This window comes from Wolbachia endosymbiont of Laodelphax striatellus (assembly GCF_007115015.1).
In the GTDB taxonomy this organism is placed as follows: domain Bacteria; phylum Pseudomonadota; class Alphaproteobacteria; order Rickettsiales; family Anaplasmataceae; genus Wolbachia.
Genome location: NZ_MUIX01000001.1, coordinates 1,089,232 through 1,102,013, shown reverse-complemented (window position 1 = coordinate 1,102,013; position 12,782 = coordinate 1,089,232). Strand labels below are relative to the sequence as shown.

Genomic DNA, 12,782 nt, shown 5'->3' with positions numbered 1-12,782 from the left:
ATTCTACTTTGCTCTATATAATTCACAGCATTTTTTTGTTAACTCTCTCACTCTACCAATATAGGCTGTACGTTCATTCACACCAAGCACACCTCTTGCATCAAGTAGATTAAGTAGATGGCTCGTTTTAATACATTGGTCATAAGCTGCTATCGGCAATTCTTTTTCAACAAGGAATTTACACAGTTTTTCTGTATCCTCAAACTGCTGTTGTACTACTTTAGTATCATAATAATCAAGTGCCAGGTAAGAAAACTCTCGCTCTCTTTGTTTAAAAATATCTCCATAAGTTGCACCGCCACCGTTCCACATTATGTCGTAAACATTATCTACACCCTGTATGCACATTGCTAAACGCTCTAACCCATATGCTACTTCACCAGGAATTATTCTGCAGTCAATACCTCCCACTTGCTGTATATAAGTAAGTTGTGTTACTTCCATTCCGTTGCATGTAACCTCCCAACCAAGACCGGATGCACCAACACTTGGGTTTTCCCAATCATCTTCAATAAACTTAATATCATATTCTTTTGTCGATACACCAAGAGCTTTTAAGCTATTTAAGTAAACATCTTGCAAATTGCTGCCAGATGGTTTTATTATAACTTGGTATTGATGATGCTGATATAAGCGATTAGGGTTGTCGCCATAGCGTCCGTCTGCAGGTCTGATTACTGGTTGTAGATACGCAATTTTTGTTGATTTTTCGTCGATCGCTGACATGATTGTTGCGGGATGTAGTGTTCCAGCTCCAACTTCAGACGTATATGGATGAAGTATAGTACATCCTTCATCTGCCCAAAAATCTTGTAATCCCTTTATTATATCCTGTAGATTCACGCAGACTGTATATCTTTTAAACTGAATACATAAGCAAATAAGTACTATTCTATACTTATTTTTTTAATAGTGCCATGAAAATAGTCACTCAAGGCTATTGAACTTTCTTTTACATACTCAAATATGCTTTTGTTTAAAACAATCGCATCATGCATAGTCAGATCGCAGAATATAAATGCAGTCAAGTACAATAAAATCACTGCATAAAACACATGAAAAATCCCTTCAAATGTGATTGATATTGCATTGTTATAACTAAGCTGTATCGTACTTATCGGCCATGGTTTTATTACTTCTACAATATTAAAAAATAAATAAGGTATTATAAAGAAAAAGAACAAATGCATAAGATCATTAAACCAAAATGGACATTGAAGTATTGCTTTACATATACTTAGATAGAATTTACTTACAGTATAATAAATTGATATTATTGCCGGCATCGAAAGCGCAACAGTCAGCACCTGTCCTGATGCTATTTGTATTACTATATTCTCATCACTGCTGGCTGAAGGATCTTGAATGTGAAAAATGGATATTGCAACTAATTGCAACACTAACATAACTATTGCTAGCTTGGTAAAAATGGCAGCTACAACTATGCCTGTATTCGGCATTTTATATAGTATAAAATCACCTCCGTATGTAAGCATTAATATAATGTCGGTAATAAATAATATTAGAAAAGAAGACCAATAATGCTGCCAACCCGGTAAATACCCTACTCCTAAAAAAGAGCTTACTATTTTGGCAGGAAAAACCTTGCCTAGCACCTTACCCAAAAATTGAAAAAAAATCCCCATGTCCTAACTAACACTTGACTTATATTTTTCACAATACTGAATTGTAATGGACTTATCAATACACTTCTTGCATAGAAAAAAGGCAAATAGTTAAAAACGATCTAAACCGTTGCCCCTTTATATTAGTAGCCTCCTTTTTTGTCATCCCAGTGCTCCGACACTGGGATCCAGCCTTTCTTACCAATAAAAACTTAGAATAAGTCTCCTTTGTGCTCAAAAAATTCCTGGATTCCAGTGTCAGCTACTTGAATGACATCTTCAATCTCCGTATAGCTATGCGTCACGCGCTGGCCTGAAGCTTTAACTATAAGTATTAAAAAATTTACCAGGCAAAAAAAAGGCAAAAGAATCCCCCAGTAGTGAGTTTTATAATGTAAATTGGCATTGTAATAATGTGCTAACGCTTAAAATAAGCGTGTTTTGGCTGAATGTAGAAAAAATAAAAAAGACATGCAGCCGCTATAATTTTATGTAATCTGCCAATATATACCTGAGTTTTTTACTGAATTTTTGTTGTTAAATCTGCAGAGATTAAAAACAAGGATAAATACTCTTATTGATATGATAAGGAAAGTGGGAAGGTTTGTCAAGTCACTTCGGCCAGCTACCTATTTAGATGTTCCACACTGCTAAGACTTTTTGCAACATCAAGTGCAGCATAGGTAAATATTGCACTTGCACCTGCACGTTTAAAACCAATTAAAGACTCATAAATCACTCTGTCATAATCCAGCCATCCATTATTTGCTGCAGCTTTTATCATTGCATATTCGCCGCTTACTTGGTAAGCAAAAATCGGAAAATTAAACTTTTCACTTGCTGTTTTTATTACATCCAAGTATGGCATACCTGGCTTTATCATTATAAAATCTGCGCCTTCATCTATATCCATTTCGATTTCGCAGATTGCTTCTCGTGCATTTCTATAATCCATTTGATAACCACTTTTGTCGATGAAATTTGATGACGCACACGAACCGACAACTTGCCTGAATGGCGCATAGAAGCTAGAACAATACTTTACTGCATAGGACAATATTGACACATTCTGAAAGTCATTATCATCCAACGCTTTCCTTATTTTTCCTATCCTACCATCCATCATATCAGAAGGAGCAACTATATCGCATCCTGCTTTTGCTAAAACAAGCGCTTGCTTACATAATGCTGACACAGTCTCGTCATTTTCTACATCTATCCTACTGCTTTTTAAAATGCCATCATGACCGTGAGTAGTGTATGGATCTAGTGCAATGTCTGCAATAACGCCAATATCAAGTATCTTCGATTTTACAGCACGAATCGCTTTGCAGATTAAATTATCAGGATTATACGCTTCCTCGGCGTTTTCAGATTTTAGTTTACTATCAACTACAGGAAAAATTGCAACAGCATTAATCCCCGAGTCCTTAGCTTTCTGAATTATAGAAATTAATCCATCTATTGAATAACATTTGATATCAGGTAAGCCAGAAATTGGCTCAATTGTTTCTTCCCCGTCATGAACAAATAAGGGAAAAATCAAATCATTTACTGATAAAGTGCTTTCACTTGTTAAATTGCGCACCCACTTGCCTGAGCGCCTACGCCTTAACCTTGTATTTGGAAAATTAAACATTGGATCCAGGCAAATTCCCAGTAAAAAGCAACACTCCTGAAATGAGTATTACCCAAAGTACCGATATTGGCAAAAATACTTTCCAACCAAGACGCATTAATTGATCATAACGATAACGAGGTATTGTAGCTCTAATCCAAACAAATATAAACAAAAGTACAACTATCTTCAAAACAAACCAGATTAAACTAGGAATTTTATACAGCAAACTAAGCTCTAATGGAGGATACCACCCTCCTAGAAAGAATATTGTCATCATAGCACTTGCTAAAATCATATTTGCATATTCTCCCAAGAAAAAGAGAGCAAAAGGCATTGATGAATACTCGACGTTATACCCAGAGACGAGCTCTGCTTCAGCTTCTGGTAAGTCAAATGGGTGACGATTAGTTTCGGCAAGCAAAGAAATAAAAAATATTATTCCTATAGGCATTAGTAATAAATCAATCCAAAATGGCATATTATGTTTCGCTACCACCATCTCTCCAAGATTTAATGTGCCAGTTGTAATAACAACTATAGCAACTATTAGACCTATTGAAACTTCATATGAAATCATTTGAGCAGCTGACCTTATAGCGCCAAGAAATGCATAATTAGAATTACTAGACCAGCCTGCAATAATAATGCCATATATTCCCAAAGAGGATATAGCTAGCACATAAAGCACTCCAACATTAATATTTGCTATTACCTTAGGGATTATTACCTGCTGTCCATTTTCTGTAATTATTTCAGCTCCAAATGGTATAACTGCCCAGGAAATTAATGCTAAAATAAAGGTGAGCATTGGAGCCATAATGAACAGTATGGTGCTCGCTCTAAATGGTATTATCGGCTCCTTAATCAGGAGCTTAATAGCATCTGCAAATGGCTGCAATAGCCCAAAAGGTCCAACTACACTCGGGCCGTGCCTTAGTTGAATTGCACCAATAACTTTACGCTCAAAGTACACTAAATATGCTACTGAAAGCAAAAGTGGAATAAGAAGAAAAAGAATATCAAATATCAAGTACATGCAACCCTAAATCAAAAAAATAGTTCATAATTGTGGCAATAAAAAATACAGCAAATGCTCTAGACACAAAAGACAATGTCCCTATTGAAATCAATAGGACAACACTTTTCTGTACAGCATTTAGCTTAATAGAATAGTAAAATGATATGCATATGAATGACACTAGTGACATCATAATTAAGATCATTGTGAGAGGCAAATAATTCCCTCTTCCCTCGGTAACTATAATAAATGTTATTGCCATCCATACATATCCTTCCGTAAATAGTACAATAATATCATTGATAAAATCAACTAGCTTATAAACGAACTGTTTTTCTAATCTATTTTGTTCTTTACACAAAAATATAGAGTTTAATTTTCGTTGAAAATATACCAGAGTTATTAGTAATAATGGTGTTAGAATAAATAAAATATTAAGTAGAGTGTTCATAAAAATCCTTAGTACAATCTGCCATTATTTTTGAAGCACGACCTATTGAGTCTGTCATATAAAAATTACACTCCTTTAAAGTAAAAGGCGTATTACTTAAATTTATTTTACCATTGCTGATTGGTACCCATGTATTTTTTACCACTTGATCAACACTTCTAAACTGTGGACCGATAGTATCTAATTTTTTTCTCACATCAAATAAACTATCATATAACAAGGAAAGGCTCAAATATTGGGATAAATTTTTAATAATCAACCAATCTTCCTTTGCTTCACCAGGAGGAAAAACAGCTAAATTTGTTCTCTGTACTCGCCCTTCAGTATTTACATAAGTTGCATATTTTTCTGTGTATGCAGCTCCAGGTAGAATGACATCTGCTATATGTGCTCCCCTATCACCATGGTGGCCTTGATAAATTACAAATGTATTTTCTAATTTTGATGTATCAATTTCATCTGCACCAAGAAGATAAACAACTTCCACCTCGCCACTTTCTGCTTGCTTTAGTATTTGACTAATATCTTTTCCATCTTTTTTAGGAACAAATCCAATATCGAGTCCACCAACTCTTGCTGCAGCTTTATGCAGCATATTAAAGCCATTCCAGTTGTCTCTGACCATGTTAAATTTTTCTGCAATTTTGCCAGCTAGAATTAGAATTGATTCAGAATCATCTCTTATTAATGCATCTTGACCAATGATCAGCATAGGGTTTTGGGCGGCTACCAGCAGCTCACAGAATTTATGACTTCCATTTGCTATTTCACTCAAAATATCAGGATTATCGCCCAATTTCTCAACATGATACAAATATTCAATGTTAGGACCAATGCTTGCAATAGGAAAATTGCCTTGTAAATATCTCTTTCTCAATCTTGCATTAATGATTGGTGCTTCTATCCTTGGATTCGTATTGATTAGCAAGCATAAATCTGCACTTTCTATACCCTGAATAGTGGTATTGAACACATAAGATCCACGATTACTTGATATAAGATTTACACCATCTTGCCTGCAGTCTATATTCCCCGAACCAAGCTTCTGCATCACTTCTTTGAGTAGAAGCATAGACTCACAATCTGCTAAATCACCTGCAATTGCAGCTATTTTATTTGATTTTGTATTCTTTAATTTCTTTGCAGCAATAGTTAATGCTTCATTCCAATCAACTGGGGCTAATTTACCATCTTTTTTTACATAAGGTTGATCAAGACGCTGAACTTTTAGTCCATCATAGGCAAAGCGGGTTTTATCTGATATCCATTCTTCATTTACCTCTTCGCTCAGTCTTGGTAATATTCGCATAACTTCCAGGCCACGATAATCAACTCTAATGCTACTTCCTACAGCATCTAGCACATCTATAGTCTCACAATGTGATAGCTCCCATGGACGCGCTGTAAAGGAGTAAGGTTTTGAAGTTAAAGCTCCCACCGGGCAAAGATCTATAATATTCCCAGATAATTCAGAGCTAATATGCCTTTTTATGTAAGTACTAATCTCTATATTTTCTCCCCTTCCAATTCCTCCAAGTTCATTTGTACCTGCAACATCAGACAAAAATCTAACACACCGAGTGCAATGAATACACCTGTTCATTGCAGTTTCAATCAGCGGACCAAAATGTTTTTTTGGCACAGCCCTCTTATATTCATCAAGTCTGCTGATCCCTTTACCATAAGCCATCGTGATATCTTGCAAATCGCATTCACCACCTTGATCACAAATTGGGCAATCAAGCGGGTGGTTTATTAGCAAAAACTCAAGTACACCTTCACGCGCCTTTTTTACCTTGGGAGTATCCGTGTGAATAACCATACCCTCTGCAACTGGCATTGCACAAGAAGCTACTGGTTTTGGAGGGCCACCCTCAACTTCAACCAAACACATTCTGCAGTTACCAGCAATTGCTAAACGCTCATGATAACAAAACCGCGGAACTTCAACGCCCACAACTTCACAAGCTTGAATTATAGTGAGCCCATGCTCTACTTCACATTCCTTAAAATTAATAGTAACTTTAACCACAACTACTATACAGCTTCCCACTTTATAGGATTGCCGCTTACCTCATCTTCAACTAGATTGCCGTTATCGTATTGAGCAGACATATAGTTCATACGTGAATCACGGTCTATATATCTAACCGGCTTTACCGGTTTATCCTTATACATTTTTTGTTCTGCTTTCTTACGCTGAGTAGGGTTATTTTTACTAGCTGTTTTCGCTTTTCCGCCTGCTGCCATATAAACTCCTAAAAACTTCCTATTTTATTCTAACATTTAAGTATATACCGTCAATACCAAATAGCTTTAAAGTTTTAATAGTCCATCATTACAATCATCATTTGAACAAAATACTTTCTCTTGATGCTGCTCAAGTGTGTAACTTTAGAATCCCCAAAAAAGAAAATGTAAGTTACTTTGATGATATCATTTTCTACGTCTTATAAATAGACATTCATGTAGCCGTAAATTAAGCTATAAACTCAATACAAAGATCCTTAATTATTAATCTCATAGTACTTCTCAACCAACTTATTTAGCAACCTTACACCAAAACCTACTGCCCCTCTTGGAGAAATATCAGTGCCTTTTTCGTGCCAAGCAGTGCCTGCAATGTCTAAATGTGCCCAACAAGTGTCGTTTACAAAACGCTGTAGAAACTGTGCAGCCATTATACTATCTCCACCAGAACCTGCAGGAGCTATATTTTGCACATCAGCAATCGGCGAATCAATAATTTTGTTATAAGTTTCATTCATAGGAAAGCGCCATAATTTCTCATTTACTTCATTTCCTGAATCAATCAGATGATTCGCTAATTCATCGTTATTTGAAAAAAGACCAGCATATTCATTATTTCCCAGTGCAACCACTATAGCACCAGTTAAAGTTGCGAGGTCGATCATAAATTTCGGTGCAAATCTATCTTGTGTATACCATAAAGCATCCGCAAGTATTAGTCTTCCCTCTGCATCGGTATTTAATATTTCTATTGTTTGTCCAGACATTGAAGTGACTACATCGCTCGGTCTTTGAGCATTACCATCCACTGCATTTTCTGCAAGTGCAACCACACCAATTGCATTTACTTTTGCTTTTCGCCCAGCTAGAGTACGCATCACTCCAACTACAGTAGCAGAACCTGCCATGTCATATTTCATTGATTCCATACCGCGTGAGGGTTTAAGTGACACTCCACCAGTGTCAAACGTTATACCCTTGCCTATAAAAGCTATTGGTTTTTGTTCTTGAGAAGCCCCATTCCATTTTATCACCACTAACTTTGGCTCTTTACTACTTCCTTGTGCTACTCCAAGCAGGGCTCCCATTTTTTTCTCTTCCATTTGCTTTTTATCAAGCACTTCAACCTCAAGACCAAGTTTAGTAAGTTCAGCTTTTATACGATTAGCGTAAGACTCTGGATATAAAATATTAGGTGGCTCAGTAGTAAAAGCACGTGCAAGAAAAATACCTTCACCTTCGTGTTTTAAACGCTCAAATGATTTTTCAATGCTACTTAACTGTTCATCTTTTACTAATAATGTAATTTCCTCTACTTCTGTAATTTTTTCATCCTTTTTAGTTTTGTACTTATTAAACTTGAAACTGCGCAGAAATGCTCCATATGCAACATTTGCTGTACTGCCCTCGATTGAAATAGCTGCTCGCTTGATTCTTAATCTGCTTAGCTCACAATATATTTTACCACCAATATTTAATCCTTTGCTTTCATCCCATTCATCCCTCATTCCAAGACCAGCAACTATAATATTTTTTCCCTCTGATGAAGTAACGGAGAAAAATTCACCAAAACCTCCATTAAAACCACTAAATTTCTTGATGTTATCTATAGCTTGCTTATCTTGTAGAACATTAGTTATGAGCTTATCACCCTCAAACAAACCTACCACTAGCGTCTCAAAATCGGGTAAAGCTTTAGAAATTGTTATCTTCATCGTTGACATCTCCGTTGCAAATAATTGTAAGCTGCACATAAAACATAGTAAAAACATTAGTAAGATATTTTTCATATACATTTTAAGTACAATAGCGCTTAAGACTACTATGAACTCCCCTGATATGCAAGGGCTTTATCTTTTATCAGAAAATTTGTTATGCCCACCTAGGGTTATATTAAATGTGTAGGTCTTCATGGCCTGATTGTTATAAGTAAATGGTGCTATCAGAAGGCTTGCAAATCCACTCTCAATAAGATTACCAAGAAGAAGATCATCACAGTTATCGCAATTATGATCAGCAAAAAACATTTGTGTTGTGAATTCTGGAAAATCTGGATGTTGGACCAAAAAGTTGATGTGTGGAGCCCTATCACCAATTTTACCTGGTACTATTGTAATAAAATTATAATAGCCAAGGTTATTTACTACAAATCTTCCTGATCCAGCAAAATTTGGATCAAGCTCCACATTTTCATCATAATAGCCCATGCCAAGTGAGTCTGCGTGCCATATAGAAACCACAGCATTTTGTATCGGTAAGCAATTTACATCAGTAACTCTACCCACTACATTTATTAATTCTCCTGCTGCATTATTTGGAGAGCCAGGTTTTCTTCTTAAATTATTTGAAGAGTTAAAGCTTTTTGGCCTTGTTTCAAGATCATAAATCCCTGGAGTTTCAATACAATTAAGCAAAATAGGATCAGCCGCAAATAATGACAAATCGAATATAAATTGTACTAAAAACGCTAATAAGATATTTTTTACATTCATTTTGTTTATAGTGCTTTTGTTAGAATTATAGCAACCTTTTTCTTTTATTAAAGACAAGACTTTCTTTGAATCCTCCTTAGAATCACAACTATCCTTTCAGTGTATGAGTTTTAGGTTTTAGTACTGCATACACAACTGCACGGACTTCCAATTTAGAAATTGCAAATCAATCCAAACACGCAAGTGTAATGTTACCGCCACATGCTGTAGTGTTGACACTTACAACCTTTTCTGTAGAAAAACGTTGCAGATAATTAGGACCACCAGCTTTTGGTCCGGTACCCGATAGTCCTCTGCCACCAAATGGTTGTATTCCAACTGCTGCACCTATTTGATTGCGATTGATGTATACATTTCCAACTGATATTTTCTTGCTTATTAAATCGATCTGACTTTGTACACGGCTTTGCAAAGAAAACGTAAGTCCATATCCTGTATTGTTTATATCACTTATAACTTCATTTAACTGCAACTTATTAAAACGTATGATATGTAAAATAGGTCCAAACACTTCTTGCTTTAATTGCGAAATTTTTTGTATCTCATAAACATATGGAGGAAAGAAATAACCGTTATGAGAATTTGTACCCATAGGGACCTTGGAAAGAAGGTTTGAATCTTTGTCCCTTGACATTTTCTCCGTATGTTTAGTCAGCATATCAATAGATACTTTGTCAATTATTGGCCCAATATCCGTGCTCAGTTGTATTGGATCACCAATCTTTAATTCTTGAGTCGCATCGCATATCATTTTTATCTGTTTTTCTGCTATATCTTCTTGAATAAATAGCACTCTAAGCGCGGAGCAGCGTTGACCGCTACTCCGAAATGCAGAAAGCAAAACATCCGTAGTCACTTGCTCTAAAAGAGCAGAGCTATCAACAATCATAGCATTTAATCCACCAGTTTCAGCGATAAGTGGCACAATAGGACCATCTCTGCTAGCAAGCATTCGATTGATTATTTGAGCAGTTTGTGTTGAACCAGTAAAAGCTACACCGGAAATTCTATTATCTGGCACTAATATTTTACCTAAATATCGACCATCTCCTGGAACAAGATGCAATACATTCTTTGGTATCCCAGCTTCATGTAGTATCTTAATGGCTTCATAGGCAATAATTGGTGTTTGCTCTGCCGGTTTTGCCAGCACTGCATTACCTGCTGCAAGTGCAGCTGAAACCTGTCCAATGAAGATAGCGAGTGGAAAATTCCACGGTGATATGCATAAGAAAACTCCTCTGCCTTCAAAAAAGATGTAGTTATCTTCACCTGTTGGACCTGGCAATTTTTTCCAGTCATTCAGTTCATTTTTTGCTATCATTGCATAATAGCGCAAAAAGTCGATTGCCTCTCTTACTTCTGCTATTGCATCGGATAAAATTTTTCCTGCTTCTACAATCAGAATATAAATTAACTCTTTCATCCTTTCCTCAAGCAAATCTGCAGCTTTTTCAAGGCATTTAGCGCGCTCTCCTGCTGAAACATTCTGCCACTTAGTAAAAGCACTATGTGCTATTTCAAGAGCATTTAAAGCCTGAGCACTTGTTGCACTTGACACTTCTCCAATTACATTTTCCAAATGTGCAGGATTCACTACTTCGGTAAATTCCGCACTGTCAAGAAACGACTCTCCATCAATTATTGGGCCAACTTGCCATTTCTTTTCACTAAATTCCCTTACATCATTTGCAAATTGTGAAACTGCAATTGAATCGCTAATATCCATTCCCAAGGAGTTTTTTCTTTCCTCTCCAAAAATATCTCGTGGCAACGGAATGCTTGGATGAGGCTCATATTCTAAGCTTTTTACTTTCTCTAATGGATCTGAGACTAATTCTTCAATTTTAATGTCAGAATCATTTACTTGATTGACAAACGAGCTATTAGCTCCATTTTCAAGAAGGCGCCTAATAAGGTATGGCAATAAATCACTATGTTTACCAACTGGTGCATATATACGACAATTGATGCTTGTTGCAAGTTCTGAATTTGCATAATCATACAAACTTTTACCCATTCCATGTAAGCACTGAAACTCAAATCCAGGATGATTTTTATCGGCAAGCTCTATTATAGTAGCAAAAGTATAAGCATTATGAGTTCCAAAACATGGATAAAAGTGATTCTCTTTGCTTAAAAGTTTCTGCGCACAGGCAAGGTAGCATACATCTGTGTGGCTTTTTCTAGTAAACACCGGATAACCAATTAACCCTAATTCTTGTGTGCGCTTGATTTCTGAGTCCCAATATGCTCCTTTTACAAGCCTCACCATAATTTTATGCTTTGATCGAATGGCAACATCTTCAACAAAATCAAGAACAGATAAAGCACGTTTTTGATACGCTTGCACAGCCAAGCCAAGCCCCTCCCACTTAGAAAGTGAATCATCAAGACGCAATTGCTCAAATAAAACTAATGACATCTCAAGTCTTTCTGATTCTTCTGCATCTATACAAAGTGAAATGTTATATTTCTTCGCTTCATGACACAGTTCCAGCAACTTAGCTCTCAGCTCTTCAGCTATATTACCAAATTGGCTAAATTCATAACGTGAGTGCAGTGAAGACAATTTGATTGAAACCCCCTGAGATTTAAAGCAATCATTTATGTCAGCAGATTCACCTATGGCTTTTATTGCATGCATGTATAAATTAAAATACTCTTCCGCATCCTCAACTGTGCAAGCAGATTCACCAAGCATATCAAAAGAGCATAAATACTTACTGTAGTCATCTGATTTCACACTTTCCAATGCTTTTTCTATAGTTTCTCCAACAATAAAATGCTTGCCAAGAATGGATATTGCTTGTTTCACCGCTTTGCGGATTATTGGCTCTCCTAAATTTTTCAATAACCTGGAAATTATGTGATAGAATTTTGAATCCTCTTCATTGTTTCTTAATATACTGCTTCCTATAATTAAACTCCATGTAGAAGCATTAACAAACAATGAAGAGGAACGCCTCAAGTGTTTATTCCATTCTTGGTTGGCAATTTTATCTTTTATCAATTCATCTATTGTGTAATCGTCTGGTATTCTAAGTAATGATTCAGCAAGACACATTAGCGCTACTCCTTCGTCGTTAGAAAGTGAGTACTGTTGTATAAAAGAATCTATAATGCCTAATTTACTACCTCTAATCTTTTCGACAATTTGTTTTGCAATATTGTAAACTATGTTTTTTGAATCAGCCGAAAGTTCTGATTTTTCTACAAGATAACGTACGTGACTTTTTTCATCAGCACGATAAAATGCCTGCAATCGTTTTCGCAATGCGTTAGGTTCTTGTATAGAACTGATCATAATTATCTACAAAACACC

Annotated in this window: 9 protein-coding genes; all 9 read right to left on the bottom strand. The window is 36.0% G+C overall.

Annotated features, from left to right (window positions below; genetic code table 11):
* Positions 1–3: 3 nt before the first annotated feature.
* Positions 4–843 (bottom strand): glycine--tRNA ligase subunit alpha, encoded by an 840-nt coding sequence (locus BVG17_RS05300; RefSeq protein WP_063630948.1) that lies wholly within the window; start codon positions 841–843, stop codon positions 4–6.
* Between the two features lie 44 nt (positions 844–887).
* Complete coding sequence (locus tag BVG17_RS05295) at positions 888–1,646, bottom strand: hypothetical protein (RefSeq protein ID WP_006015763.1); 759 nt, start codon at positions 1,644–1,646, stop codon at positions 888–890.
* A gap of 604 nt (positions 1,647–2,250) precedes the next feature.
* A complete protein-coding gene (hemB, locus tag BVG17_RS05290; RefSeq protein ID WP_063630947.1) occupies positions 2,251–3,264 on the bottom strand; it encodes a porphobilinogen synthase in 1,014 nt (337 codons plus the stop codon).
* Entirely contained in the window at positions 3,257–4,282 is a 1,026-nt protein-coding gene (gene nuoH / locus BVG17_RS05285) for an NADH-quinone oxidoreductase subunit NuoH (protein WP_063630946.1), read from the bottom strand. The genes hemB and nuoH overlap by 8 nt, the downstream gene beginning before the upstream one ends.
* A 416-nt stretch (positions 4,283–4,698) precedes the next feature.
* The gene (gene nuoG / locus BVG17_RS05275) at positions 4,699–6,747 is read right to left on the bottom strand and encodes an NADH-quinone oxidoreductase subunit NuoG (protein ID WP_063630956.1); all 2,049 of its coding nucleotides are present in this window, start codon (positions 6,745–6,747) and stop codon (positions 4,699–4,701) included.
* A 5-nt stretch (positions 6,748–6,752) separates the two neighbouring features.
* Entirely contained in the window at positions 6,753–6,965 is a 213-nt protein-coding gene (locus BVG17_RS05270) for a hypothetical protein (protein WP_006279675.1), read from the bottom strand.
* Positions 6,966–7,222: 257 nt separating this feature from the next.
* Positions 7,223–8,719, bottom strand: a complete 1,497-nt coding sequence (locus BVG17_RS05265) for a leucyl aminopeptidase (protein ID WP_063630955.1) — start codon at positions 8,717–8,719, stop codon at positions 7,223–7,225.
* Between the two features lie 96 nt (positions 8,720–8,815).
* Positions 8,816–9,457 carry a protocatechuate 3,4-dioxygenase gene (locus tag BVG17_RS05260; RefSeq protein WP_063630954.1) on the bottom strand — a complete coding sequence of 214 codons (642 nt, stop codon included), beginning with the start codon at positions 9,455–9,457 and terminating at the stop codon, positions 8,816–8,818.
* 166 nt (positions 9,458–9,623) lie between these two features.
* Positions 9,624–12,764, bottom strand: coding sequence for a bifunctional proline dehydrogenase/L-glutamate gamma-semialdehyde dehydrogenase PutA (putA, locus tag BVG17_RS05255; RefSeq protein WP_063630944.1), 3,141 nt, complete (start codon positions 12,762–12,764; stop codon positions 9,624–9,626).
* Between the last annotated feature and the right edge of the window lie 18 nt (positions 12,765–12,782).